Raw genomic sequence first — 26,730 nt, forward strand, 5'->3', positions numbered from 1 at the left:
GCGCGGTACGCCCCGGAAACGACAGGTTCGGCGGTTTTCGGGAGGGGGTCAGGCCGGGTCGATCTCGCGCAGCAGGCCCGTCGTCACGTCGAAGACGAAGCCGCGCACGTCGTCGGTGTGCAGCAGGAACGGGGAGGTCCGCACGCGCTGCATCGACTGCCGCACGTCCTGGTCGACGTCCCGGAAGGCCTCCACCGCCCACGCCGGGCGCTGGCCGACCTCCATCTCCAGGTCGTGCCGGAACTCCTCGGTGAGGGACTCCAGGCCGCAGCCGGTGTGGTGGATGAGCGCCACGCTGCGGGTGCCCAGCGCCCGCTGGCTGATGGTCAGCGAGCGGATCACGTCGTCGGTCACCACACCGCCCGCGTTGCGGATGGTGTGGCAGTCGCCGAGTTCCAGGCCGAGCGCGGCGTGCAGGTCGAGGCGGGCGTCCATGCACGCCACGACCGCGACGCGCAGAACGGGGCGGGCGTCCATGCCGGGGTCGTCGAAGGCGGCGGCGTACCGCTGGTTGGCCTCCACGAGGCGGTCCGTCACGGCGTCGCCGCGGGTTATGGCGCCCTCGGGGCCGGTGGGAGCTGCTGCAGAAGTCGTCATGAGGACGACGGTACTGGTCACGCGTGGTCCGGGCCTGCTGTGAGGAGGGACAAAGAACGCCATCGTGACTTGTTGTGAGGCGACCCACACTGAGCCGACCGCAGGACGGCCCCGCATCCGAACGGGTGATCCTCACCGCGTCACGGGTTCGGCCGGACAGGGCCCGGCGACGCGCAGGCCGGGAGATTGACCGGGAGACACCGTGGACTAAAGTGACGCGAAGCGGGAGGCGAGGCTCCCGCTGCTGATCAAACTCCCGAAGACCCCGGTGGACCCCGGTGGTTGTGCGGAGATCTCCCCACGTGCGCGGCGCGTACGTACGGCTCGGCCTCCTCCCGCTCCCGGCCGGCCGGCGCCTCGGGTGCCGGCCGCCCTTCCCCTTCACGAGCGGGCGGGGCCCCGGCGGTGCGTGTGTCCGCGCCGGACCTGAGAGGGCCCCAAGTGACAGGGCGCGAAGCGCTTCCGGACGACGGCGGCGACGGGCGACGGACGGGCCACGACCGGCACGTCCCGGTCATGCTGAACCGTTGTCTCGACCTGCTGGCGCCCGCTCTGGAGCGCCCCGGCGCGGTCGTCGTCGACTGCACGCTCGGGCTCGGCGGTCACAGCGAGGCACTGCTCACCCGCTTCCCCGAGGCCCGGCTCGTCGCCCTCGACCGCGACAAGGAGGCACTGCGGCTGTCCGGCGAGCGCCTGGCCCGCTTCGGCGCACGCGCCACCCTGGTGCACGCCGTGTACGACGAACTCCCGGACGTGCTGGACCGGTTGGACGTCCCCCGGGTGCAGGGCGTGCTGTTCGACCTCGGTGTCTCGTCCATGCAGCTCGACGAGGCCGACCGGGGGTTCGCCTACGCGCAGGACGCCCCGCTCGACATGCGGATGGACCAGACGACCGGCATCAGCGCCGCCGAGGTGCTCAACACCTACGCGCCCGGCGAACTGGTGCGCATCCTGCGCGCGTACGGCGAGGAGAAGCAGGCGAAGCGGATCGTCGGCGCCGTGGTGCGGGAGCGGGCGCGGGAGCCGTTCACGAACAGCGCCCGGCTGGTGGAACTGATCCGCGACGCGCTGCCGCAGGCCGCCAAGCGGACCGGCGGCAACCCGGCCAAGCGCACCTTCCAGGCGCTGCGCATCGAGGTCAACGGTGAACTCACCGTGCTGGAAAGGGCGGTGCCCGCCGCCGTCGCCGCCCTGGCGGTCGGCGGACGGATCGCGGTGCTGGCGTACCAGTCCCTCGAAGACCGCCTGGTCAAACAGGTGTTCGCGGCCGGAGCGGCCAACACCGCCCCGCCCGGACTGCCGGTCGTGCCCGAGCGCTACCAGCCGCGGCTCAAGCTGCTCACCCGTGGTGCCGAACTTCCCACCGAGGAAGAGATCGCCGAGAACCGGCGGGCGGCGCCGGCCCGGCTGCGCGGCGCCGAACGGATCAGGGAGGACGTCGAGTGAGGCTGGCGACGAGGCGGGCACGCGGCAGCGCGGCCCCCGCCCGCGGGGAGCACCCGCCGCGGACCCGCGCCCACGGGGGGCCGCGTGCCTAGGAAACCGGCGCTCCGGGGCCGCGCCGCGCGACTGGCCCGGCTGCTGCCGGCCGGCTCCGCGCACGCCGCGCGGACCCCCTTCGTCCTCCTCGTCGTGCTGCTCCTCGGCGGCGGCCTGATCTGTCTGCTCGTGCTCAACTCCGCGCTCAGTGAGGGATCGTTCAAGCTGAACGACCTCCAGAGCGACACCAAGAACCTCACCGACGAGGAACAGGCACTCCAGCGCGACGTCGACGCCTACTCCGCGCCCGACGCCCTGGTGCGCCGCGCCCGGGAGCTCGGCATGGTGCCCGGCGGCGACCCGGCCTTCCTCACACCCGACGGCACCGTGAAGGGCGTCCCCTCCAGCGCGGCCCTGCGGTCCTCGGCCGCCGTTCCCGTGGCGCTCCGCCCGCCCGAGACCGTCGCGTCGGTGACGACGCCGGTCCCGTCGCAGGCTGCCTCCCTCCCGTCCGCGGCCCCGTCCGCAGTCCCGTCCGCAACGAATACCGGCAGGTGACGGAAGTGTCCGACAGGGAACCGCCGCGCCGCCGCGTGCCCGCCCCCGCCCGGCCCGCCCGTCCCGACGCGCGGCGCCGCCCCGGCCCCGGAGCGCGTCCGGTCCGGCGCCCCGGCGGCCCCCGCCCGGCCGCTCCGCGCGTCATCCGGCTCGGCAGTCCGCGCCCGCGGCTGCGGCTGGTCGGCGTCGCGCTCGGCATGGTGCTCGCCGTGTTCGTGGTCCGGCTGCTCCAGGTGCAGGCCGTCGAGTCCAGCGCGTACGCCGCGAAGGCCGAGCAGAACCGGTACGTCGTCCACACGCTGGCCGCCGAGCGCGGCGGCATCACCGACCGCAACGGCGTGGCCCTCGCCGCCAGCGTGGACGCCGACGACATCACGGCCGACCCGACCATGTTCACCCGCAAGCAGCTCAAGATCGGTGACGGTCCCCAGCAGGCCGCCGCCCTCCTCGCGCCCATCCTCGGGCAGGACCAGGACACCCTCGCCAAGAAGCTGGCCACCAAGAACACCCGGTACGTGCTGCTCGCCCGCCGGCAGACCCCGCAGGTCTGGAACCAGATCAGCGACCTGAAGTCGGCGCTCAACAAGAAGGCGGAGACGGACAGTTCGACCGTCAACGTCCTCGCCGGCGTCTTCTCCGACCCCAGCAGCAAACGCGTGTACCCCAACGGCGACCTCGCCGCCGGGATACTGGGCTTCGTCAACGCCGACGGCAAGGGCGCGGGCGGCGTCGAACAGCAGCTGGACAAGGAGCTGTCCGGCAAGGACGGCAAGATCCGCTACGCCCAGTCCGGCGGCCGCGAGGTGCCGACCGCCGGGTCCACCGAGACGCCCGCGGTGCCCGGCTCCGACGTCGAGCTGACCATCGACCGCGACATCCAGTGGGCCGCGCAGAACGCCATCAGCGACCAGGTCGCCAAGTCCAAGGCGGACCGCGGCTACGTGATAGTGCAGGACACGCAGACCGGGCAGATCCTCGCGATGGCCAACTCGCCCGGCTTCGACCCCAACGACCTCTCCACGGCCAGCTCCTCCGCCCTCGGCAACGCCGCGCTCCAGGACGCCTACGAGCCCGGCTCGACCGCCAAGGTCATGTCGATGGCCGCGGTGCTGGAGGAGAACGCCGCCACCCCGCTGACCCACGTGGTCGTGCCCAACCGGCTGCACCGCGGCGACCGCCTCTTCCAGGACGACGTCGACCACGCCACCTGGTACCTCACGCTCAACGGCGTGCTCGCCAAGTCCAGCAACATCGGCACGATCCTGGCCACCGGCCAGCTCGGCACGACCCAGCGCAAGGCGGACGACGTCCTCTACAAGTACCTGCGCAAGTTCGGCATCGGCAGCTACACCGGCCTCGACTTCCCCGGCGAGACCAAGGGCATCCTCGCGCCCCCCGACAAGTGGTCCACGTCGCAGCAGTACACGATCCCGTTCGGGCAGGGCGTCTCCATCAACGCCCTCCAGGCCGCCTCCGTGTACTCGACGATCGCCAACGGCGGCGTCCGCGTCGAACCGACCCTGGTGCGCGGCACGAAGGGAGCCGACGGGCAGTTCACCCCGGCCGCCGAACCGAAGAAGACACGGGTCGTCAGCGCGAAGACGGCCAAGGAGGTCTCGCAGATGCTGGAGTCCGTGGTCGACGACGAGCAGGGCACCGGCGCCCTCGCCCGCATCCCCGGCTACCGGGTCGCGGGCAAGACCGGTACGGCCAACCGTGTGGATCCCGCGACCGGCAAGTACAGCGGCTACACCTCGTCGTTCGCCGGGTTCGCCCCCGCCGACAAGCCACGTGTCACCGTCTACTGCGCCATCCAGAACGCCACCAAGGGCAGTTACTTCGGCGGCCAGATCTGCGGACCCGTCTACAAGAAGGTGATGGAGTTCGCCCTGAAGTCCCTCCAGGTCCCGCCCACCGGGGCGAAGGCCGCGAACCTGCCCGTCAGTTACAGCCCCTGACCCGCCCCGGCCCGCACGGCACCGTCCCCGAACCGCATTGCCCGGAACCCGCTCGGCATCACCGGACACACCACCAGGAACCAGCCCGTGACAACGATCACCCCCGATCCCGGGAACCGGACGCCCCCCGCGTCCTCACTTCGCGACGCACCCGGCAGGCCCGGTACGCTCACCGCCGTGCCACACGCTGATCAGAACCAAACCACCCAGAAGGGCGTTCCTGTGAACCACCCGGGACCGCCGCGACCGGTGCGCGTCACCGCTACCCCCCTCGCGGAACTCGCCGATCAGCTCGGCGTCGCCCGGCCGGACACCACCGCCGGCGTCACCGGAATCACCCACGACTCGCGGGCCGTGCGCCCCGGCGACCTCTACGCGGCCCTGCCCGGGGCCCGCGCCCACGGCGCCGACTTCGCGGCGCAGGCCGCCGGCCTCGGCGCCGCCGCCGTGCTGACCGACCCGGGCGGCGCCGAACGCGCCGCCGCGACCGGCCTGCCGGTCCTCGTCGTCGACGACCCGCGGGGACGGATGGGCGAACTCGCCGCCACCCTCTACGGTCACCCCGGCCGGGACCTGCTCCAGATCGGCATCACCGGGACCTCCGGCAAGACCACCACCGCCTACCTCGTCGAGGGCGGCCTGCGCACGGTCCGCGCCACCGGGCTCATCGGCACCGTGGAGATGCGCATCGGCGACGAGCGCATCAAGTCCGAGCGCACCACCCCCGAGGCCACCGACCTCCAGGCGCTGTTCGCCGTCATGCGCGAGCGCGGCGTCGAGGCCGTCGCCATGGAGGTCTCCAGCCACGCCCTGGTCCTCGGCCGGGTCGACGGCTGCGTCTTCGACGTCGCGGTCTTCACCAACCTCAGCCCGGAACACATGGAGTTCCACTCCGACATGGAGGACTACTTCCGGGCCAAGGCGCAGCTGTTCACCCCCGCGCGCAGCAGGCTCGGCGTGGTCAACGCCGACGACGAGTACGGGCGCAGGCTCGCCAAGGAGGCGACCGTCCCCGTCGTCACCTACTCCGCCGAGGGGCACCCCGACGCCGACTGGCGCGCGGAGGACGTGCGGGTGGGCCCGATGGACTCGACGTTCACCGCGGCCGGCCCCGGCGGCGAGCGGATCGCCGCCCGTGCCCCGCTGCCCGGCTCGTTCAACGTGGCCAACACCCTCGCCGCGATCGTCGCCCTGGCCGCCGCCGGCCTGGAACCGCAGAAGGCCGCCGAGGGCGTCGGCGCCGTCCCCGGCGTGCCCGGCCGGCTGGAGCGCGTGGACGCCGGCCAGCCCTACCTCGCGGTCGTCGACTACGCCCACAAGACCGACGCCGTCGAGTCGGTGCTGCGCGCCCTGCGCCGCATCACCGAGGGCCGCCTGCACGTCGTCCTCGGCTGCGGCGGCGACCGCGACCGCAGCAAGCGGGGCCCGATGGGTGCCGCGGTGGCACGGCTCGCCGACACCGCCGTACTGACCTCCGACAACCCCCGCTCCGAGGACCCCCTCGCGATCCTCGCCGCGATGCTCGAAGGCGCGGCCTCCGTACCCGCGCACGAGCGCGGCGAGGTGCAGGTCTTCGAGGACCGCGCGGCGGCCGTCGCCGCGGCGGTCGCCCGCGCCGAACCCGGGGACACCGTCCTCGTCGCGGGCAAGGGCCACGAGCAGGGCCAGGACATCGCCGGGGTGGTCCGTCCCTTCGACGACCGCCAGGTGCTTCGCGAAGCTATCCAGAAAACCCAGGGATGAATTTGTGATCGCCCTCTCTCTCGCCGAGATCGCCAGCGTCGTCGGCGGGCAGACGCACGACATACCGGATCCGTCGGTCCTCGTCACCGGGGACGTCGTGCGCGACTCCCGCGACGTGGCGCCCGGCACCCTCTTCGTCGCCTTCGTCGGTGAACGCGTCGACGGCCACGACTTCGCGCGGGAGGTGGTCGCCGCGGGCGCGGTCGCCGTCCTGGCGTCGCGTCCCGTCGGCGTGCCCGCGATCGTCGTCGACGACGTCCAGTCCGCGCTCGGCGCCCTCGCCCGGCACGTCGTCGGCCGCCTCGGCGCGACCCTCGTCGCGCTCACGGGCTCGGCCGGCAAGACCAGCACCAAGGACCTGATCGCCCAGGTGCTGACCGCGAAGGCGCCCACGGTCTTCACCCCGGGCTCCCTCAACAACGAGATCGGGCTGCCGCTCACCGCGCTCAGCGCGACCGCCGAAACCCGTTTCCTGGTACTGGAGATGGGCGCCCGCGGCATCGGCCACATCCGCTACCTCACGGGGCTGACCCCGCCCCGCGTCGGCGTCGTCCTCAACGTCGGCAGCGCCCACATCGGGGAGTTCGGCGGCCGTGCGCAGATTGCACAGGCGAAGGGTGAACTCGTCGAGAGCCTCCCGTCGGCGGAGGAGGGCGGCGTCGCGGTCCTCAACGCGGACGATCCGCTCGTACGGGCCATGAGCTCCCGTACGAAGGCGAAGGTGATCCTTTTCGGAGAGTCCGGCGAAGCGGACGTTCGCGCCGAGAACGTGAGACTCACGGACAGCGGACAGCCCGCGTTCAGCCTTCTCACACCCTCCGGGTGCAGTGACGTGACCATGCGCCTGTACGGTGAGCACCACGTGTCGAACGCGCTCGCCGCGGCCGCCGTCGCCCATGAGCTGGGCATGTCCGCGGAAGAGATCGCCACCGCACTCTCGGAGGCGGGTTCCCTCTCCCGCTGGCGGATGGAGGTCACCGAGCGCCCGGACGGCGTGACGGTCGTCAACGACGCCTACAACGCCAATCCCGAGTCCATGAAGGCCGCCCTGCGGGCGCTGGCCGCGATGGGCAAGGGGCGGCGGACCTGGGCGGTGCTCGGTCAGATGGCCGAGCTGGGGGACGAGGCGCTCGCCGAGCACGACGCGGTGGGGCGGCTCGCCGTCCGACTCAACGTCAGCAAGCTCGTCGCGGTCGGGGGCAGGGAAGCGTCCTGGCTCCAACTGGGCGCATATAACGAGGGTTCGTGGGGTGAGGAGTCGGTGCACGTGTCCGACGCACAGGCGGCGGTCGACCTGCTGCGCAGCGAATTGCGCCCGGGAGACGTCGTGCTCGTGAAGGCGTCCCGTTCGGTCGGTCTGGAGAGCGTGGCGCAGGCCATCCTGGAGACCGGTGCCGAGGGTGAGGTTTCCGCCCGATGATGAAGCAGATCCTGTTCGCGGGAGTGATCGGCCTCTTCCTGACGCTGATCGGCACGCCGCTGCTGATCAAGCTCCTGGCGCGCAAGGGGTACGGCCAGTACATCCGCGACGACGGCCCGCGCGAGCACCACGCCAAGCGCGGTACGCCGACGATGGGCGGTATCGCGTTCATCCTCGCGACGATCGCCGCGTACTTCCTGTCCAAGCTGATCACCGGTTACACGCCCACGTTCTCAGGCCTGTTGGTGCTCGGACTGATGGCGGGCATGGGTCTGGTCGGCTTCCTCGACGACTACATCAAGATCGTCAAGCGGCGTTCGCTCGGCCTGCGGGCCAAGGCGAAGATGGCCGGCCAGCTCACCGTCGGCATCGCCTTCGCGGTCCTGTCGCTCCAGTTCAGCGACAACCGCGGCAACACCCCGGCGTCCACGAAGCTTTCGTTCATCACCGACTTCGGCTGGACCATCGGCCCGGTGCTGTTCGTGGTCTGGGCGCTGTTCATGATCCTCGCCATGTCGAACGGCGTGAACCTGACGGACGGTCTGGACGGTCTCGCCACCGGCGCCTCGGTCCTCGTCTTCGGTGCCTACACCTTCATCGGCGTCTGGCAGTTCCAGGAGTCGTGCGCCAACGCCACGACGCTCACCAACCCCAACGCCTGCTTCGAAGTGCGAGATCCGCTCGATCTCGCCGTCGTCTCCTCGGCGTTGATGGGCGCGTGCCTCGGCTTCCTGTGGTGGAACACCTCGCCGGCCAAGATCTTCATGGGCGACACCGGTTCGCTCGCGCTCGGCGGTGTGCTCGCCGGCCTCGCGATCTGCTCGCGCACCGAACTGCTTCTCGCGCTGCTGGGCGGCCTGTTCGTCCTCATCACGATGTCGGTCGTCATCCAGGTCGGCTCGTTCCGCATGACGGGCAAGCGCGTCTTCCGCATGGCGCCACTCCAGCATCACTTCGAACTCAAGGGCTGGTCCGAAGTCCTTGTGGTGGTCCGCTTCTGGATCATCCAGGGCATCTGCGTGATCGTCGGCCTGGGTCTCTTCTACGCGGGATGGGCAGCAGACAAGTGACCGACTGGCAGGGGAGCGACCTGGCGGGCAAGCACGTCACCGTCGCCGGACTCGGCGTCTCCGGCGTCCCGGCGGCGAAGGTGCTGCACGGCCTCGGCGCGCGCGTCACCGTCGTCAACGACGGCGACGACGAACGGACCCGCGCGCAGGCCGCCGAACTGACGTCCCTGGGCGTCACCGTGCGCCTCGGCGACGGCGCGACCCTGCCCGACGGCACCGACCTCGTGGTGACCGCCCCCGGCTGGCGGCCCGACAAGCCGCTGTTCACCGCGGCCGCCGCGGCCGGTGTGCCGGTCTGGGGCGACGTCGAACTCGCCTGGCGGCTGCGGACCCTGGACGGCCGCACCCCCGCCCCCTGGCTCGCCGTGACCGGCACCAACGGCAAGACCACCACCGTGCAGATGCTCGCCTCGGTCCTCGCGGCGGCGGGCCTGCGCACGGCCGCGGTCGGCAACATCGGCGTCTCGCTGCTCGACGCCGTCCTCGCCGACGAGCCGTACGACGTCCTCGCCGTCGAACTCTCCAGCTACCAGCTGCACTGGGCGCCCTCGCTGCGCGCCGAGTCGGCCGCCGTGCTCAACCTGGCGCCCGACCACCTCGACTGGCACGGCTCCATGGAGGCGTACGCCGCGGACAAGGGCCGTGTCTACGAGGGCAATCGGGTCGCCTGCGTCTACAACCTCGCCGACAAGGCCACCGAGGACTTGGTGCGCGAGGCCGACGTAGAGGAGGGCTGCCGGGCCGTCGGCTTCACCCTCGGCGCCCCCGGGCCGTCCCAACTCGGCGTCGTGGACGGCATCCTGGTCGACCGCGCCTTCGTCGAGAACCGGCACAGCACCGCACAGGAGCTCGCCGAGGTCTCGGACGTGAACCCGCCGGCCCCGCACAACATCGCCAACGCCCTTGCCGCGGCGGCCCTCGCGCGCTCCTTCGGCGTCCCGGCCACCGCCGTGCGCGACGGACTGCGGGCGTTCACCCCGGACGCGCACCGCATCGCGCACGTCGCCGACGTCGACGGCGTCGCCTACGTGAACGACTCCAAGGCCACCAACACCCATGCCGCACAAGCCTCGTTGGCGGCCTACGAGCCGATCGTCTGGATCGCCGGCGGCCTCGCCAAGGGCGCCACGTTCGACGAACTCGTGGCCGGTGCCGCACCCCGGCTGCGCGGCGTCGTCCTGATCGGCGCCGACCGCGCGCTGATCCGCGAAGCCCTGGCGCGACACGCGCCGCAGGTACCCGTCGTCGACCTCGACCGGACCGACACTGGGGCGATGTCCGCGGCGGTCCTGGAGGCCAGCCGGCTCGCCCGGCCCGGCGACACCGTACTGCTCGCCCCGGCCTGCGCGTCGATGGACATGTTCGCCAACTACAACAAGCGCGGTGACGCGTTCGCGGAGGCGGTCCGCGAGCTCGGCGCCTGACCCGGCCGCCCGCCGGGCGACCCTGGGAGGGACGCGTGAGACGCTCGTGGCCGACCTCAAGCGGAGGCGCTGATGCCCACTAGCCGTACCGGCCGCCCGCCCGTCCAGCGGGCCCCCCGGCGCCCCGCACCCGCCCGGCAGCGGCAGACCCGGGAGAACCCCGTGGCCACCCTGTACACGCGGGCCCGCCGCGCCTGGGACCGGCCGCTCACCGCGTACTACCTGATCCTCGGCGGCAGCCTGCTGATCACCGTGCTCGGCCTGGTGATGGTCTACTCCGCCTCCCAGATCACCGCGCTCCAGCTCTCGCTGCCCGGCTCGTACTTCTTCCGCAAGCAGTTCCTCGCCGCGGTCATCGGCGGCGCCCTGATGTTCGCCGCCGCCCGGATGCCGGTACGGCTGCACCGGGCGCTCGCCTACCCGATCCTGGCCGGCGCGGTCTTCCTGATGGCCCTGGTCCAGGTGCCGGGGATAGGGATGTCGGTCAACGGCAACCAGAACTGGATCTCGCTCGGCGGCTCCTTCCAGATCCAGCCCAGCGAGTTCGGCAAGCTCGCCCTCGTGCTGTGGGGCGCGGACCTGCTCGCCCGCAAGCAGGACCGCAAGCTGCTCACGCAGTGGAAGCACATGCTGGTCCCGCTGGTGCCCGCCGCGTTCATGCTGCTCGGACTGATCATGCTCGGCGGCGACATGGGCACCGCGATCATCCTGACCGCGATCCTGTTCGGCCTGCTCTGGCTCGCGGGCGCCCCCACCCGGCTGTTCGTCGGCGTGCTCTCGGTGGCCCTCGTGCTCGGCGCGATCCTCATCAAGACCAGCCCCAACCGGATGTCCCGGCTCGCCTGCATCGGCGCGACCGACCCGGGCAAGAACGACTCCTGCTGGCAGGCGGTGCACGGCATCTACGCCCTCGCCTCGGGCGGCCTGTTCGGCTCCGGACTCGGCGCGAGTGTGGAGAAATGGGGTCAACTCCCCGAGGCCCACACCGACTTCATCTTCGCCGTCACCGGCGAGGAACTGGGTCTGGCGGGGACGCTGTCCGTCCTCGCCCTGTTCGCCGCTCTAGGCTATGCGGGTATCCGCGTGGCCGGACGCACGGAGGACCCCTTCGTGAGGTACGCCGCGGGAGGTGTGACGACCTGGATCACCGCGCAGGCGGTGATCAATGTCGGAGCGGTGCTCGGCCTGCTGCCGATCGCCGGAGTTCCCCTCCCGTTGTTCTCCTACGGGGGTTCCGCCCTGCTTCCGACCATGTTCGCCATCGGGCTGCTGATCGCCTTCGCACGCGACGATCCCGCTGCGCGGGCGGCGCTTGCGATGCGGCAGACCCGCTTTGGTAGAAAGCGGGCTGGAGGCTCAGCGTCCGACCGGGGGCCTCGGAGATGGAACACGATGAGACGGCGTGCCTCGGCGGCGCGTTCGTCCGGAGAGCGGTGAATTTCGGTGCATGTCGTACTCGCCGGTGGGGGGACCGCCGGCCACATCGAGCCCGCGCTCGCCCTCGCGGACGCCCTGCGCAGGCAGGACCCGACCACGGGCATCACGGCCCTGGGCACGGAGCGCGGTCTGGAGACCCGGCTCGTCCCGGAGCGGGGTTACGACCTCGCGCTCATCCCGGCGGTGCCGCTGCCCCGCAGGCCCACCCCCGAACTGATCACCGTTCCGGGCCGGCTGCGCGGCACCATCAAGGCGGCCGAGCAGATCCTGGAGCGCACCAAGGCGGACGCCGTGGCCGGCTTCGGCGGTTACGTGGCGCTGCCCGCCTACTTGGCCGCCAAGCGGCTGGGAGTGCCGATCGTCGTCCACGAGGCCAACGCCCGTCCCGGCCTCGCCAACAAGATCGGCTCGCGCTACGCGGCGCAGGTCGCCGTCTCCACCCCCGACAGCAAGCTGCGCGGCGCCAAGTACATCGGCATCCCGCTGCGGCGCTCCGTGGCCACCCTGGACCGCGCCGCCGCGCGCCCCGAGGCCCGCGCGGCGTTCGGCCTCGACCCCAACCTGCCCACCCTGCTGGTCTCCGGCGGCTCGCAGGGCGCCCGGCGCCTCAACGAGGTCGTCCAGCAGGTCGCGCCCTGGCTCCAGCAGGCGGGCATCCAGATCCTGCACGCGGTCGGCCCGAAGAACGAACTGCCGCGCGTGCACCAGATGCCGGGCATGCCCCCCTACATCCCGGTAAGTTACCTGGACCGGATGGACCTCGCGTACGCCGCGGCCGACATGATGCTCTGCCGCGCGGGCGCGATGACCGTCGCCGAACTCTCCGCCGTCGGGCTCCCGGCCGCCTACGTCCCACTGCCCATCGGCAACGGCGAACAGCGGCTCAACGCCCAGCCGCTGGTGAAGGCGGGCGGCGGACTGCTGGTCGACGACGCGGAACTGACGCCGGAGTGGCTCCAGCAGAACGTCCTGCCCGTCCTCGCCGACCCGCACCGGCTGTACGAGATGTCGCGCGCGGCCGGGGAGTTCGGCCGCCGGGACGCCGACGAGCTGCTCGTCGGCATGGTGTACGAGGCGATCGCCGCCAAGCGCGCGCAGCGCCACTGACGCACGACGGAAGGCAGGGAGCGTGGCCGGACCGACGACCGCCGAGCGCGGAGAACGCCAGCAGGAGTCGTCCGGCCCGCCCGTGCGGCGGCCGCCGTGGAAACGCCCCAGGTTCCGCGCGGCCGTCGCGCTCGCCGCCGGCTGCGCCGTGGTGGGCGCCGGGGCCGTGTGGCTGCTCTACGGGTCCCAATGGCTGCGCGTGGAACGGGTGTCGGTCTCCGGCACCCGAGTCCTGACACCCGCCCAGGTGCGCGCCGCTGCGGACGTGCCGGCCGGGCGGCCGCTGGCCTCCGTCGACACCGGGGCGATCGAGAGCCGGCTGCGCCGGGCCCTGCCGCGCATCGACTCCGTGGAGGCGACGCGGTCCTGGCCGCACGGGATCAGCCTGAAGGTGACCGAGCGTTCGCCCGTTCTGATTGTCCAAAACCCTGAAAATAAGGGTAAATACACAGAAGTCGACGACGAGGGTGTGCGGTTCGCCTCAATCTCCCACGCGCCCAAGGGAGTTCCGCTGCTCGATCTCTCGCTGTCCAGCACCGGCCCGGCGGCCGCGAGCCTGCGGCGCTTCGACGAGAACCGTCTCGTGCGCGAGGCGGTCCACGTGGCCGGCGCGATTCCGGCGGCCGTGGCCCGCGACACCCGAACCGTCAAGGTCCGTTCCTACGACGACATCTCGCTGGAGTTGACCCGCGGCAGGACCGTCGAGTGGGGGAGCGCGGAGAAGGGCGCCGAGAAGGCGCGGGCTCTCACCGCTCTCATGAAAGCAGCTTCCGGGGCGGGGCACTTCGACGTCAGTGTTCCCACCGCCCCCTCGTCAGCGGGGAGTTGACGCACATACGCGCAGGCCAGCACCCTGGTTGTGGTGCGCTACGGCTGATCACATAGGGTGAAAAGAAAAACGGGAGGTTCGGCGTGTTCGTTGAACGTGCGCCACTTGTCGACTTAGTGTCCTGTTCAGAAGAACCAGGGAACAGACACACTGGTAACCCTAAACTTCAGCGTTAGGGTTCGGGTCGGCGCTACGGACCGTCCCATTCGGCATCAGTCGTCGGAACGCGGAGCACCGCGGCACGGCGACACGTAACTCGAGGCGAGAGGCCTTCGACGTGGCAGCACCGCAGAACTACCTCGCAGTCATCAAAGTCATCGGTGTCGGCGGCGGTGGTGTCAATGCCATCAACCGGATGATCGAGGTCGGTCTCAAGGGTGTCGAGTTCATCGCCATCAACACGGACGCACAAGCACTGTTGATGAGCGACGCCGACGTCAAGCTCGACGTCGGCCGCGAACTCACCCGTGGACTCGGCGCCGGAGCCAACCCGGCAGTCGGCCGCAAGGCCGCCGAGGACCACCGCGAGGAGATCGAGGAGGTCCTCAAGGGGGCCGACATGGTCTTCGTGACGGCCGGCGAGGGTGGCGGCACCGGTACCGGCGGCGCCCCCGTCGTCGCCAACATCGCACGCTCCCTCGGCGCCCTGACCATCGGCGTGGTCACGCGCCCGTTCACCTTCGAGGGACGGCGCCGCGCGAACCAGGCGGAGGACGGCATCGCCGAACTCCGCGAAGAGGTCGACACCCTCATCGTCATCCCGAACGACCGGCTGCTGTCCATCTCGGACCGCCAGGTCTCGGTCCTCGACGCGTTCAAGTCGGCGGACCAGGTCCTGCTCTCCGGTGTTCAGGGCATCACCGACCTCATCACCACGCCCGGCCTGATCAACCTCGACTTCGCCGACGTCAAGTCGGTCATGTCCGAGGCCGGTTCGGCCCTCATGGGCATCGGCTCGGCCCGCGGCGACGACCGCGCGGTGGCCGCCGCCGAGATGGCGATCTCCTCCCCGCTCCTGGAAGCGTCCATCGACGGCGCCCGCGGCGTCCTGCTCTCCATCTCCGGCGGCTCCGACCTCGGCCTGTTCGAGATCAACGAGGCCGCCCAGCTGGTCAGCGAGGCCGCGCACCCCGAGGCCAACATCATCTTCGGCGCGGTCATCGACGATGCCCTCGGCGACGAGGTGCGGGTCACCGTGATCGCGGCCGGCTTCGACGGCGGACAGCCCCCGGCCAAGCGCGACAACATCCTCGGCTCGTCCTCGGTCAAGCGCGAGGAGCCTCCGGTGCGGCAGCAGCCCGAGAGCCGGCCCTCGTTCGGGTCCCTCGGCAGCGTCACGCCCAAGGAGGAGCACCACGAGCCCGCGCCGGAGCCGGTGAGCGACCTCCCGGTCGCCCCGCCGGTCCCGCCGTCGCGGTCCTACTCGGACAGCGCCGCCGAGGAACTGGACGTGCCGGACTTCCTGAAGTGATAGGACACCGCTCCGCAACGAGCACGCCGAACGGCGCGCACTTCGCCTTCACCGACAGGTGGGGCGGGGTGAGCGCCGTTCCGTACGAGGAGCTCAACCTCGGCGGCGCGGTCGGCGACGACCCCGGCGCCGTGCTCGCCAACCGTGAGCTCGCGGCCAAGTCCCTGGGTCTGGACGCGAGTTCGGTCGTCTGGATGAACCAGGTGCACGGCGCCGGCGTCGCCGTCGTCGAGGAACCCTGGGGCGACGCCCCCGTTCCGTCCGTCGACGCCCTGGTCACCGCGCGGCGCGGGCTCGCCCTCGCCGTGCTCACCGCGGACTGCACCCCCGTCCTGCTGGCCGACCCGGTCGCCGGGGTCGCGGCCGCGGCGCACGCCGGACGGCCCGGCATGGTCGCCGGTGTCGTCCCCGCCGCCGTCGGGGCCATGGTCTCCTTCGGCGCCGACCCCGCCCGCATCGTCGCGCGCACCGGCCCCGCCGTGTGCGGCCGTTGCTACGAGGTGCCGGAGGCGATGCGCGCCGAGGTGGCCGCCGTCGAACCGGCGGCACACGCCGAGACGAGCTGGGGGACGCCGGCGGTCGACGTGACCGCCGGAGTGCACGCGCAGCTCGAACGGCTGGGGGTGCGCGACCGGGAGCGGTCGCCGGTGTGCACCCTCGAATCGCACGACCACTTCTCGTACCGGCGCGACCGCGCCACCGGCCGGCTCGCCGGCTATGTCTGGCTGGACTGATGGGGCATGACGGACCGTAAGGACGAACTCGCCGCGAACCTGGCGAAGGTGCGCGAACGCATCGAGGGCGCGTGCGCGGCGGCGGGGCGCCGGCCCGAGGACGTGACGCTGATCGTCGTCACCAAGACCTATCCGGCGAGCGACGTGCGCCTCCTCGCCGAACTCGGCGTGCGGCACGTCGCGGAGAACCGCGACCAGGACGCGGCGCCCAAGGCCGCCGAGTGCGCGGACCTGCCGCTCACGTGGCACTTCGTGGGCCAGTTGCAGACCAACAAGGTCCGTTCTGTTGCCGGTTACGCCGATTTCGTCCAGTCCGTGGACCGCGCGAGACTGGTGACGGCGCTGTCGAAGGAGGCCGCGCGGACCGGCCGCGAGATCGGCTGCCTGATCCAGGTCGCGCTCGACGCCGGCGAGAACGGGCGGGGCGAGCGCGGGGGCGTCGCGCCGGGCGGCGTCGGGGAGTTGGGCGATCTGGTCGCTGCGGCTCCCGGTCTCCGGCTCGACGGGCTGATGACGGTGGCACCCCTGACCGGCGAGTACGCCGGGCGCCAACAGGCCGCCTTCGAGCGGTTGATGGATTTGTCGACTCACCTGCGCCGAGCCCATTCGGCTGCGAACATGGTGTCAGCAGGAATGAGTGCGGACCTTGAGCAGGCCGTGGCGGCCGGAGCGACACATGTGCGCGTCGGCAGTGCGGTACTCGGTGTCCGCCCCAGGCTCGGGTAACGTCGCCAAGAAGTCGGACCACAGCAGAAAATATGGTCAATACCGCCGGAAGGCGGGCTGAACGACCTCGTGGATCGCGGGCACCTGGCAGTTCGTCAGCCGATCCACCACAGAGCGGAGGACTCAGAGCATGGCCGGCGCGATGCGCAAGATGGCGGTCTACCTCGGCCTCGTGGAGGACGATGGGTACGACGGCCGGGGCTTCGACCCCGACGACGACTTCGAACCCGAACTGGATCCGGAACCCGAGCGGGACCGCCGACGGCACGAACCGTCACATCAGTCACATGTCTCGCATCAGTCCCAAAGGGACGAATCGGTGCGAGTGGTGCAGCCTCCGGCGCAGCGTGAGCCCGTGGCGCCGTCCGCTTCGCTCGCCGCGGAATCCGGACGTCCGGCGCGAATCGCGCCCGTGTCGTCCATCACACAAGAACGCCAGAGCCTGGAGAAGAACGCGCCGGTGATCATGCCCAAGGTCGTGTCGGAACGAGAGCCGTACCGGATCACCACGCTTCACCCGCGGACCTACAACGAGGCCCGTACCATCGGGGAACACTTCCGTGAGGGCACCCCGGTGATCATGAATCTGACGGAGATGGACGACACCGACGCGAAGCGACTTGTCGACTTCGCGGCCGGTCTGGTCTTCGGCCTGCACGGCAGCATCGAGCGGGTGACGCAGAAGGTGTTCCTGTTGTCGCCTGCTAACGTCGATGTCACGGCGGAGGACAAGGCCCGTATCGCAGAGGGCGGGTTCTTCAACCAGAGCTGAGACGCACCACCGGTGGACGCAGGAACAGGGGAGAGGGAAGCAGCAGGTCATGAGCGTGTTCCTGGACGTGATCTACATCGCGTTGATGTGCTTCCTCATCGTGCTCATCTTCCGGCTGGTGATGGACTACGTCTTCCAGTTCGCCCGCTCATGGCAGCCCGGCAAGGCGATGGTGGTCGTTCTGGAGGCCACCTACACTGCTACTGATCCACCGCTCAAGCTTCTGCGGCGGTTCATCCCGCCGCTACGTCTCGGGGGCGTGGCGCTCGACCTGTCCTTCTTCGTACTGATGATCATCGTCTACATCCTGATCTCGATCGTGAGCCGGGTATGAGCGATGTGAACTACGGTCTTGCCGAATGCCGACGACTACGTTGAGGTGAAGAGATGCCGTTGACCCCCGAGGACGTGCGGAACAAGCAGTTCACGACCGTCCGCCTCCGAGAAGGCTATGACGAGGACGAGGTCGATGCCTTCCTCGATGAGGTCGAAGCCGAACTGACCAGGCTGCTGCGCGAGAACGAGGACCTGCGCGCCAAGCTCGCCGCCGCTACGCGCGCGGCCGCGCAGAACCAGCAGAACATGCGCAAGCCGCCCGAGGGCCAGGACCAGCAGCAGCCCCCGCAGGGCATGCGAGGTCCGGGCGCCCCGGTGCCCGCCGGGATATCCGGTCCCCCGCAGCAGATGGGCGGCCCCATGGGTGGTCCGCCGCAACTGCCGAGCGGTGCACCGCAGTTGCCCCCCGGCGGCCAGGGCGGCCAGCAGGGTCCCGGCCCGATGGGCCAGGGTCCCGGCGGTCCCGGTCACATGGGTCAGGGTCCGATGGGCCAGGGCCCGATGCAGGGCGGCATGGGTCAGGGTCCGATGGGCCAGGGCGGCATGGGTCAGGGCGGTATGGGCCAGGGTCCCGGTCACATGGGCCAGGGCGGCATGCAGGGTCCCGGCCCGATGCAGCAGCAGATGGGCGGCCCCATGGGTGGCCCGATGGGCGGTCCCATGGGCGGCCCCGGTCAGGGTGGCCCCGGCGGCGACAGCGCGGCCCGCGTCCTGTCGCTCGCGCAGCAGACCGCCGACCAGGCGATCGCCGAGGCCCGTTCCGAGGCCAACAAGATCGTCGGTGAGGCCCGCAGCCGCGCCGAGGGTCTGGAGCGCGACGCCCGTGCCAAGGCCGACGCCCTGGAGCGGGACGCGCAGGAGAAGCACCGCGTCGCGATGGGCTCCCTGGAGTCCGCCCGCGCCACGCTGGAGCGCAAGGTCGAGGACCTGCGCGGCTTCGAGCGCGAGTACCGCACCCGTCTGAAGTCCTACCTGGAGTCGCAGCTGCGCCAGCTGGAGACCCAGGCCGACGACTCCCTCGCCCCGCCGCGCACCCCCGCGGCCGCGTCCCTGCCGCCGTCGCCGGCGCCCTCGATGGCACCGGCCGGCGCGAGCGCCCCGTCCTACGGCGGCGGCAACCAGGGCATGGGCGGCGGCCCCTCGCAGGGCGGCCCGTCCTACGGCGGTGGCCAGCAGCAGATGTCGCCGGCGATGACCCAGCCGATGGCGCCGGTACGGCCGCAGGGGCCGTCCCCGATGGGGCAGGCGCCCTCCCCGATGCGTGGGTTCCTCATCGACGAGGACGACAACTGACCGGCGCGCGCGGCGACTTCGCCGCGCGGTGACCGGAGGCGTCGGCAGCCTTCAGGGCCGGGCCCGGATCGACTTCGATCCGGGCCCGGCCCTTTGCCGTGTGCGGCGGCCCGGTCCGGGCCGTCGTCCCGCCCCCGCCGCCCCTTCCCGTCCCCAAGGGCTGCGCCCCCGGACCCCCCTTCGGCCTGAACGGCCTTGTCCTCAAGCGCCGGACGGGCTGAGGGGTGCGGCCTGTGGCCATGGGCCCGGGTTGGGCCTGAACGGCCTTGTCCGGCCGGGGGTCGAGGGGCGGGTCCCTTTGCGGCTTGAACGGCCTCGTCCTCGAACGCCGGACGGGCCGAAGGGGCGGACGCGGGCAGAAGGCGAACGGCCCGGTGCCGCCGAGGAAGTCCTCGGCGGCACCGGGCCGTTGTGGTGTCGCGGACCGGGTTACGCCTTGCGGAGGCGGAACGTCAGGGACAGCGGCTCGTCCGTGAACGTCCGGCCGTAGGTGTCGTCGGCCTCGGACTGGGCGAAGTCCGTGGCGAGGACCTCGTCTGCGATGAGCTCGGCGTGCTCGGACAGGGCCGAGATCACCGCCGGGTCCGTCGACGTCCAGCGCAGCGCGATGCGGTCGGCGACGTCCAGGCCGCTGTTCTTGCGGGCCTCCTGGATCAGCCTGATCGCGTCACGGGCGAGGCCGGCGCGGCGCAGGTCCTCGGTGATCTCCAGGTCGAGGGCGACCGTGGCGCCCGTGTCGGAGGCCACCGACCAGCCCTCGCGCGGGGTCTCCGTGACGATGACCTCGTCCGGGGTCAGCGTGACCGTCTCGCCGTCGACCTCGACCGACGCGGTGCCCTCGCGCAGGGCGAGCGACAGCGCGGCGGCGTCGGCCTGGGCGACGGCCTTCGCGACGTCCTGCACGCGCTTGCCGAAACGCTTGCCCAGCGCCCGGAAGTTGGCCTTCGCCGTGGTGTCGACCAACGAACCGCCGACCTCGGAGAGCGAGGCCAGGGAGGCGACGTTCAGCTCCTCGGTGATCTGCGCGTGCAGCTCGGGGTCGAGCGTGTCGAAGCCGGTCGCCGCGACCAGCGCCCGCGACAGCGGCTGGCGCGTCTTGACCCCGGACTCCGCGCGCGTGGCCCGGCCCAGCTCGACCAGGCGGCGCACCAGCGCCATCTGCCGCGACAGCTCCGTGTCGACGGCCGTCGTGTCCGCCTCGGGCCACGACGACAGGTGCACCGACTCGGGCGCCCCGGGGGTGACCGGGACGACCAGGTCCTGCCACACCCGCTCGGTGATGAACGGGGTCAGCGGGGCCATCAGCCGGGTGACCGTCTCGACGACCTCGTGCAGGGTGCGCAGCGCCGCCCTGTCGCCCTGCCAGAAGCGGCGGCGGGAACGGCGCACGTACCAGTTGGAGAGGTCGTCGACGAACGCGGACAGCAGCTTGCCGGCGCGCTGGGTGTCGTAGCCCTCCAGTGCCTCGGTCACCTGGTCGGTGAGCGCGTGCAGTTCGCCCAGCAGCCAGCGGTCCAGGACGGGGCGGTCGGCGGGGGCCGGGTCCGCCTCGCTCGGCGCCCAGCCCGCGGTACGCGCGTACAGGGCCTGGAAGGCGACCGTGTTCCAGTACGTCAGGAGCGTCTTGCGGACGACCTCCTGGATGGTGCCGTGGCCCACCCGGCGCGCGGCCCACGGGGAGCCGCCGGCCGCCATGAACCAGCGCACGGCGTCGGCACCGTGCTGGTCCATCAGCGGGATCGGCTGGAGGATGTTGCCCAGGTGCTTGGACATCTTGCGGCCGTCCTCGGCGAGGATGTGGCCGAGGCAGACGACGTTCTCGTACGCCGACCTGTCGAAGACCAGCGTGCCGATCGCCATCAGCGTGTAGAACCAGCCGCGCGTCTGGTCGATGGCCTCGCTGATGAACTGCGCCGGGTAGCGGGCCTCGAACAGTTCCTTGTTCTTGTACGGGTAGCCCCACTGCGCGAACGGCATCGAACCCGAGTCGTACCAGGCGTCGATGACCTCGGGCACGCGTACGGCCGTGCCGTCGCAGCCGTCCTGCGGGCACGTGAAGGTGACGTCGTCGATGAACGGGCGGTGCGGGTCGAGCGCCGACTGGTCGGTGCCGGTCAGTTCGCCCAGTTCCGCGCGCGAGCCCACGACGGTCAGGTGGTCCTCGCCGCAGCGCCAGATGGGCAGCGGGGTGCCCCAGTAGCGGTTGCGGGAGAGCGCCCAGTCGATGTTGTTGTCCAGCCAGTCGCCGTAGCGGCCGTGCTTGACCGTCTCCGGGTACCAGTTGGTCTTCTCGTTCTCCGCGATCAGCCGGTCCTTGACGGCGGTGGTGCGGATGTACCACGACGGCTGGGCGTAGTAGAGCAGCGCCGTGTGGCAGCGCCAGCAGTGCGGATAGCTGTGCTCGTACGGGAGGTGACGGAACAGCAGGCCGCGCGCGCCGAGGTCCTCGGTGAGCTTCTCGTCGGCCTTCTTGAAGAAGACGCCGCCGACGAGCGGGACGTCCTCCTCGAACGTGCCGTCGGGGCGGACCGGGTTGACGACCGGCAGGCCGTACGCGCGGCAGACCTTGAGGTCGTCCTCGCCGAAGGCGGGGGACTGGTGGACCAGACCCGTGCCGTCCTCGGTCGTGACGTACTCGGCGTTCACCACGTAGTGCGCGGGGGCCGGGAACTCGATCAGCTCGAACGGGCGTTGGTAGGTCCAGCGCTCCATCTCGGCGCCGGTGAAGGACTCACCGGTCGTCTCCCAGCCCTCGCCGAGCGCCTTGGCCACCAGCGGCTCGGCGACGACGACCTTCTCGGTGCCGTCGGTCGCGACGACGTAGGTGACACCGGGGTGCGCGGCGACGGCGGTGTTGGAGACCAGCGTCCACGGCGTGGTCGTCCACACCAGGAGCGCGGCCTCGCCGGCCAGCGGGCCCGAGGTGAGCGGGAAGCGCACGTAGACCGACGGGTCGACGACCGTCTCGTAGCCCTGGGCCAGTTCGTGGTCCGAGAGGCCGGTGCCGCAGCGCGGGCACCAGGGGGCGACGCGGTGGTCCTGGACCAGCAGGCCCTTGTTGAAGATCTCCTTCAGGGACCACCAGACGGACTCGACGTACTCGGGGTCCATGGTCCGGTACGCGTCGTCGAGGTCGACCCAGTACCCCATGCGGTTGGTCAGCTCGGTGAACGCGTCGGTGTGCCGGGTCACCGACTCGCGGCACTTCGCGTTGAACTCGGCGATGCCGTACGCCTCGATGTCCGGCTTGCCGCTGAAGCCCAGCTCCTTCTCGACGGCCAGCTCGACGGGCAGCCCGTGGCAGTCCCAGCCGGCCTTGCGGGCGACGTGGTAGCCGCGCATGGTGCGGAACCGGGGGAAGACGTCCTTGAAGACGCGGGCCTCGATGTGGTGGGCACCGGGCATGCCGTTGGCGGTGGGCGGGCCCTCGTAGAAGACCCATTCAGGGCGGCCCTCGGACCGCTCCAGGCTCTTGGCAAAGATCTTCTGCTCGCGCCAGAAGTCGAGCACGGCGTGCTCGAGGGCGGGCAGGTCGACCTGGGCGGGTACCTGGCGGTACTGCGTCATCGATCTTCCTCCGGCGGACGTACTTCCTTCCGTCGGAGGGACGAGAGCCGGACATCTCCGGGCGCCGTGTACGGCGCGCTCCCGCGGTACCACCCTCCTTGGCCCTCCGGTGCTCCGTGTGCTCCGGCGAGCCCCCTCATTGGGGTCGCGATACCGGGTCTACCGGCCCCGCGGTCCTTCTCGGGGCGTTCTTCCGGCGGCTCCGGGGTGATCTTCACGTCGCGCTCGCCCCCGGGCTCCCACCGTCCCCGGGTCGCTCTTGGCCGCTCACGCCGCTACTCGTCCCCATCAAAGCTTTTCGCTCCGGCCAGTGTACGGCGCCCGGCGAGCCCCGCCCGACCGGTTTTCCGGGCCCCTGGAGCGGGCCCGTACGCGCGCACCGGGTGACCCGAATGGCCACCCCCGGGGCACCGCCGTGCCGGGCCCGCGGCTCGCCGGATTACCCGGCGACGGGCTGGGCAATACGGATGCAGGCCGACCGCGCGGGGCCTCCGGGGCGGTCGTACCGGGCGGCGTGCCCCGTTGCCGAGGGACTCAAGTCGATTTATCGTCCCAGCACGATACGCGAGGAAGATCACATATGTGAAGGGGCCGCGGCCATGACGGCGAAGAAGACCGCCGCACAGCAGTCGGCGTCCGGCAGCGCGGCCCCCGGCAGGGGTGCGGACCCGGACGAGGGCGCGGACGGACGGGGCTCCGCGTCCGCGGGGACCGCCCGCGAGCACACCGCCGGGAGGACCGCGGCGAGGAAGGCGTCCGGGAGCGGCACCGCGTCCGGGAAGGCCGCCGCGAAGCGGACCACGGAGCGGAGCACCTCCCCGGGCACGTCCCGGAGCAGGCCCGAGAGCAAGCCCGAGAGCAAGCCCGAGAGCACGGCCACTAAGGCGGGCGCGGCGCAGGCCGCGAAGCAGACAGGAGCCACGACGGTGGTTGCGAAGAAGACCCCTGGCACGGCCACGGCGGACAAGACCGCCCTTCCCAAGGCGCGGGCGGGCGCGGTGGACGCCGGTGAGCTCGCGGTCCGCCCCGGCGAGGACCCCTGGACACCCGAGGAGGCCGACGAGGCCCGCGCGGAACTGGCGTCCGAGGGCGAGCGCCTGCGGACGGAGATCAGCACCTCCGAGGCGTCCCTCGCCGGCCTCATGCGCGACTCGGGCGACGGCGCCGGCGACGACGAGGCCGACACCGGGACGAAGAACATCACCCGCGAGCACGAGATGGCGCTGACCGCCAACGCCCGCGAGATGCTCCAGCAGACCGAGCGCGCCCTCGAACGCCTGGAGGCCGGCACCTACGGCCTCTGCGAGAACTGCGGCAACCCCATCGGCAAGGCCCGGATGCAGGCCTTCCCGCGCGCGACGCTGTGCGTCGAGTGCAAGCAGAAGCAGGAGCGCCGCTACTGACGCGCCGGGGCGTCCGCGGCGCGTCCGCCGGGCCGGTAAAGACCTGATCACGGCGGGCACCGGTACGCCGCCTGCGCCTGTGAGGGCCGGGAGGCGTGCCGTACCCTCGTCCTCAGTCAGGTACCTAGGTTGAGGGACTCACGTGGCAGAGGCGGAGCGCATCATCGGTACGCCGGAGACTCCGGAAGCGGCGGGAGCCGGCCCGGTGCCCGGCGACGGCACGGCGGCGGACGCCTCCGGCCCGGCGGACCCCGCAGGCGGCGCCGGGGTGTCCGGGGCGACGGTGGCGGACGGCGGTTCCGCCGGTCCCGGGGCCGGCCCGCTTCCCCGCGGCAAGCGGCGGGTCGCGGTGCTGTTCGCGGTCGCCGCGTTCGCGTACCTCTGCGACCTCGTCAGCAAGATGATCGTGGTCGCCAAGCTGGAGCACCACGCGCCGATCTCCCTCGTGAACGGCGACTGGCTCCAGCTCGAAGCCATCCGCAACGCGGGCGCGGCCTTCGGGTTCGGCGAGGCGTTCACCGTGATCTTCACGGTGATCGCGGCGGCCGTCATCGTCGTCATCGCCCGGCTGGCCCGCAAGCTCTACAGCGTGCCGTGGGCCATCGCCCTCGGGCTGCTGCTCGGCGGTGCCCTGGGCAACCTCACCGACCGCATCTTCCGCTCGCCCGGCGTCTTCGAGGGCGCCGTCGTCGACTTCATCTCGCCCAAGCACTTCGCCGTCTTCAACCTGGCGGACTCGGCGATCGTCTGCGGCGGCATCCTCATCGTGCTGCTGTCCTTCCGCGGCCTCGACCCGGACGGCACCGTCCACAAGGACTGAGCACGTCACGTGTGACCGGGCCCACGGCCGCCGGGCTCCGGCCGGGAGCCTCGCAGACGGGGGCGCCTCGCCCGTCCGGCATACTCGACGGGTGAGTACCCTTCCCGAGATCAGAACCCTGCCCGTGCCGGACGGCCTGGAGGGCGAGCGCGTCGACGCCGCCATCTCCCGGATGTTCGGCTTCTCCCGTACGAAGGCGGCGGAGCTGGCCGCCTCGGGCAAGGTCCAGGTCGACGGCGCGGTGGTCGGCAAGTCGGAGCGCGTGCACGGCGGCGCCTGGCTGGAGGTCGAGATGCCGCAGGCGCCCGCGCCCGTGCAGATCGTCGCCGAGCCCGTCGAGGGCATGGAGATCGTGCACGACGACGACGACATCGTGGTGATCGTCAAGCCCGTCGGCGTCGCCGCCCACCCCTCGCCCGGCTGGACCGGCACCACCGTCATCGGCGGTCTCGCCGCGGCCGGGTACCGCATCTCCACGTCCGGTGCCGCCGAGCGCCAGGGCATCGTGCACCGCCTCGACGTCGGCACCTCCGGGCTGATGGTGGTCGCCAAGTCCGAGCGCGCGTACACGTCGCTGAAGCGGCAGTTCAAGGAACGCACGGTCGACAAGCGCTACAACGCCCTGGTCCAGGGCCACCCCGACCCGACCAGCGGCACCATCGACGCCCCCATCGGCCGGCACCCGCAGCACGACTACAAGTGGGCCGTCACCGCCGAGGGCAAGCCGTCGGTGACCCACTACGACCTCATCGAGGCGTTCCGCGCGGCCTCCCTGCTCGACGTGAAGCTGGAGACCGGGCGCACCCACCAGATCCGCGTCCACATGGCGGCCCACCGCCACCCCTGCGTCGGCGACCTGACCTACGGCGCCGACCCGACCCTCGCCAAGCGCCTCGGCCTGACCCGGCAGTGGCTGCACGCGGTGCGGCTCGGCTTCGAGCACCCGGGCGACGGGGAGTGGGTGGAGTTCGCCAGCGAGTACCCCGCCGACCTCCAGCAGGCCCTCGACCGGGTGCGCGAGGAGACGTACGGCCGCGAGGAGCCGGAGCCGCTCGCATGACCACACCGCCCGCACCCCGCGCCTCCGCGGAGAACCCCGCGTACACCGTCCGCCTCGCGGAGGCACCCGCCGACCGCGAGGCGTGCTTCGCGGTCCGCAAGGAGGTCTTCGTCCACGAGCAGGGCGTGCCGGAGGACCTGGAGTACGACGCCTACGACGCGGCCGGCGCGGGCACCGTGCACGTCCTCGCGGTCCGCGCCGACGGGCTGCCGCTGGGCACCGGCCGGCTGCTCCGCGGGGAGGCCGCGGCGTCCCGCAACGGCGGCGACCCCGACGTCGGGTCGCTGGGCCGGCTCGCGGTGGCGAAGGCCGCGCGCGGCCTGGGCGTCGGCGCCGCCCTCGTCCGGGCCGTCGAGGACGCGGCCCGCGAGCACGGCCTGAGAGCCGTCGACCTGCACGCGCAGACGCATGCCCTCGGCTTCTACGAGCGGCTCGGATACACGGCCTACGGACCGGAGTTCCCGGACGCGGGCATCCCGCACCGGGCGATGCGCCGGGACGTCTGAGCGGGGCGTCCTCGGGCGAGGCCCGCGCGCCCGCGCGCCCGCGTCCCGCGTCCCGCGCGAGCTGTGTCCGGGTTGTCCGGGAGCGGTGTCGGAGACCGCGACAGCGGTGTTCGCCCCGGGCGTCGGGCGGGACTTACGAGTGCGCCGTCCGACCTGGGCATCGGGCAGCCCTGCGACGGTGGCGTCCGCCCGGGTGCCTGGGCATACCTGTGACGAAGTTGCCCGACGCGGGCCTTGCGTCGCGGCCCGCCGGTGCACCGGGACGCCCGGTCGGGCCCCGGCCGGAACCTCCGGACCGGTACGCCCCGTTCAGGGCCCCCGACCGCCCCCGACCGCCCCCGACCGCCCCCGACCGCCCCCGACCGCCCCCGACCGCCCCCCGAACGCGGCGCCGCCCGAGGGTCGCCGCCGTCGTGGCAG

At 71.9% G+C, this 26,730-nt stretch carries 22 protein-coding genes; 20 read left to right on the plus strand and 2 right to left on the minus strand.

Annotation, left to right across the window (positions count from 1 at the left end):
* Positions 1 to 48 precede the first annotated feature (48 nt).
* The gene (locus ACFZA0_RS04140; RefSeq protein WP_391010867.1) at positions 49 to 597 is read right to left on the minus strand and encodes a carbonic anhydrase; all 549 of its coding nucleotides are present in this window, start codon (positions 595 to 597) and stop codon (positions 49 to 51) included.
* 441 nt (positions 598 to 1,038) lie between these two features.
* On the opposite strand from ACFZA0_RS04140, the gene rsmH reads away from it, so the two are divergent.
* From rsmH to ACFZA0_RS04220, 16 genes are all read left to right on the plus strand, one after another.
* Positions 1,039 to 2,043 (plus strand): 16S rRNA (cytosine(1402)-N(4))-methyltransferase RsmH, encoded by a 1,005-nt coding sequence (rsmH, locus tag ACFZA0_RS04145; RefSeq protein ID WP_391010870.1) that lies wholly within the window; start codon positions 1,039 to 1,041, stop codon positions 2,041 to 2,043.
* A gap of 84 nt (positions 2,044 to 2,127) precedes the next feature.
* The gene (locus ACFZA0_RS04150) at positions 2,128 to 2,634 is read left to right on the plus strand and encodes a hypothetical protein (protein WP_391010873.1); all 507 of its coding nucleotides are present in this window, start codon (positions 2,128 to 2,130) and stop codon (positions 2,632 to 2,634) included.
* 5 nt (positions 2,635 to 2,639) lie between these two features.
* Positions 2,640 to 4,592, plus strand: a complete 1,953-nt coding sequence (locus ACFZA0_RS04155) for a penicillin-binding transpeptidase domain-containing protein (protein WP_391010876.1) — start codon at positions 2,640 to 2,642, stop codon at positions 4,590 to 4,592.
* A gap of 222 nt (positions 4,593 to 4,814) precedes the next feature.
* Positions 4,815 to 6,335, plus strand: coding sequence for a UDP-N-acetylmuramoyl-L-alanyl-D-glutamate--2,6-diaminopimelate ligase (locus ACFZA0_RS04160; protein ID WP_391010878.1), 1,521 nt, complete (start codon positions 4,815 to 4,817; stop codon positions 6,333 to 6,335).
* Positions 6,336 to 6,339: 4 nt separating this feature from the next.
* Positions 6,340 to 7,755: a UDP-N-acetylmuramoyl-tripeptide--D-alanyl-D-alanine ligase gene (gene murF, locus ACFZA0_RS04165; protein WP_391010880.1), complete on the plus strand. Its 1,416-nt coding sequence runs from the start codon at positions 6,340 to 6,342 to the stop codon at positions 7,753 to 7,755.
* The gene (gene mraY, locus ACFZA0_RS04170) at positions 7,755 to 8,825 is read left to right on the plus strand and encodes a phospho-N-acetylmuramoyl-pentapeptide-transferase (protein ID WP_391011828.1); all 1,071 of its coding nucleotides are present in this window, start codon (positions 7,755 to 7,757) and stop codon (positions 8,823 to 8,825) included. Before murF ends, mraY begins: the two co-directional genes overlap by 1 nt.
* Positions 8,807 to 10,249 (plus strand): UDP-N-acetylmuramoyl-L-alanine--D-glutamate ligase, encoded by a 1,443-nt coding sequence (murD, locus tag ACFZA0_RS04175; protein WP_391010883.1) that lies wholly within the window; start codon positions 8,807 to 8,809, stop codon positions 10,247 to 10,249. The genes mraY and murD overlap by 19 nt, the downstream gene beginning before the upstream one ends.
* 72 nt (positions 10,250 to 10,321) lie before the next feature.
* Positions 10,322 to 11,686, plus strand: a complete 1,365-nt coding sequence (ftsW, locus tag ACFZA0_RS04180) for a putative lipid II flippase FtsW (RefSeq protein WP_391010886.1) — start codon at positions 10,322 to 10,324, stop codon at positions 11,684 to 11,686.
* A 6-nt stretch (positions 11,687 to 11,692) separates the two neighbouring features.
* Positions 11,693 to 12,793: an undecaprenyldiphospho-muramoylpentapeptide beta-N-acetylglucosaminyltransferase gene (murG, locus tag ACFZA0_RS04185; protein ID WP_391010889.1), complete on the plus strand. Its 1,101-nt coding sequence runs from the start codon at positions 11,693 to 11,695 to the stop codon at positions 12,791 to 12,793.
* 22 nt (positions 12,794 to 12,815) lie between these two features.
* Positions 12,816 to 13,622: an FtsQ-type POTRA domain-containing protein gene (locus ACFZA0_RS04190; RefSeq protein WP_391010892.1), complete on the plus strand. Its 807-nt coding sequence runs from the start codon at positions 12,816 to 12,818 to the stop codon at positions 13,620 to 13,622.
* A 277-nt stretch (positions 13,623 to 13,899) separates the two neighbouring features.
* Positions 13,900 to 15,093 (plus strand): cell division protein FtsZ, encoded by a 1,194-nt coding sequence (gene ftsZ, locus ACFZA0_RS04195; RefSeq protein ID WP_391010895.1) that lies wholly within the window; start codon positions 13,900 to 13,902, stop codon positions 15,091 to 15,093.
* Positions 15,090 to 15,827 carry a peptidoglycan editing factor PgeF gene (gene pgeF, locus ACFZA0_RS04200; RefSeq protein WP_391010898.1) on the plus strand — a complete coding sequence of 246 codons (738 nt, stop codon included), beginning with the start codon at positions 15,090 to 15,092 and terminating at the stop codon, positions 15,825 to 15,827. Before ftsZ ends, pgeF begins: the two co-directional genes overlap by 4 nt.
* 6 nt (positions 15,828 to 15,833) lie before the next feature.
* The gene (locus tag ACFZA0_RS04205; RefSeq protein WP_391010901.1) at positions 15,834 to 16,553 is read left to right on the plus strand and encodes a YggS family pyridoxal phosphate-dependent enzyme; all 720 of its coding nucleotides are present in this window, start codon (positions 15,834 to 15,836) and stop codon (positions 16,551 to 16,553) included.
* Positions 16,554 to 16,683: 130 nt separating this feature from the next.
* Positions 16,684 to 17,325: a cell division protein SepF gene (locus ACFZA0_RS04210; protein WP_391010904.1), complete on the plus strand. Its 642-nt coding sequence runs from the start codon at positions 16,684 to 16,686 to the stop codon at positions 17,323 to 17,325.
* A 49-nt stretch (positions 17,326 to 17,374) separates the two neighbouring features.
* Positions 17,375 to 17,659, plus strand: a complete 285-nt coding sequence (locus ACFZA0_RS04215) for a YggT family protein (protein WP_391010907.1) — start codon at positions 17,375 to 17,377, stop codon at positions 17,657 to 17,659.
* A gap of 53 nt (positions 17,660 to 17,712) precedes the next feature.
* A complete protein-coding gene (locus ACFZA0_RS04220) occupies positions 17,713 to 18,954 on the plus strand; it encodes a DivIVA domain-containing protein (protein WP_391010909.1) in 1,242 nt (413 codons plus the stop codon).
* 429 nt (positions 18,955 to 19,383) lie between these two features.
* Here ACFZA0_RS04220 and ileS read toward each other — a convergent pair whose 3' ends face one another.
* A complete protein-coding gene (gene ileS / locus ACFZA0_RS04225) occupies positions 19,384 to 22,521 on the minus strand; it encodes an isoleucine--tRNA ligase (protein WP_391010912.1) in 3,138 nt (1,045 codons plus the stop codon).
* A 599-nt stretch (positions 22,522 to 23,120) separates the two neighbouring features.
* Here ileS and ACFZA0_RS04230 point away from each other — a divergent pair.
* The 4 genes from ACFZA0_RS04230 (at position 23,121) to ACFZA0_RS04245 (ending at position 26,310) form a co-directional block, all read left to right on the plus strand.
* Positions 23,121 to 23,924, plus strand: a complete 804-nt coding sequence (locus ACFZA0_RS04230; RefSeq protein WP_391010915.1) for a TraR/DksA C4-type zinc finger protein — start codon at positions 23,121 to 23,123, stop codon at positions 23,922 to 23,924.
* 142 nt (positions 23,925 to 24,066) lie between these two features.
* Positions 24,067 to 24,744, plus strand: coding sequence for a signal peptidase II (lspA, locus tag ACFZA0_RS04235; RefSeq protein WP_391010918.1), 678 nt, complete (start codon positions 24,067 to 24,069; stop codon positions 24,742 to 24,744).
* 91 nt (positions 24,745 to 24,835) lie between these two features.
* A complete protein-coding gene (locus ACFZA0_RS04240; RefSeq protein ID WP_391010921.1) occupies positions 24,836 to 25,804 on the plus strand; it encodes an RluA family pseudouridine synthase in 969 nt (322 codons plus the stop codon).
* Positions 25,801 to 26,310, plus strand: a complete 510-nt coding sequence (locus tag ACFZA0_RS04245; RefSeq protein ID WP_391010924.1) for a GNAT family N-acetyltransferase — start codon at positions 25,801 to 25,803, stop codon at positions 26,308 to 26,310. The genes ACFZA0_RS04240 and ACFZA0_RS04245 overlap by 4 nt, the downstream gene beginning before the upstream one ends.
* Positions 26,311 to 26,730: the final 420 nt, after the last annotated feature.

Origin of the sequence: Streptomyces sp. NPDC008150 (assembly GCF_042956945.1) — a bacterium.
GTDB lineage: Bacteria > Actinomycetota > Actinomycetes > Streptomycetales > Streptomycetaceae > Streptomyces.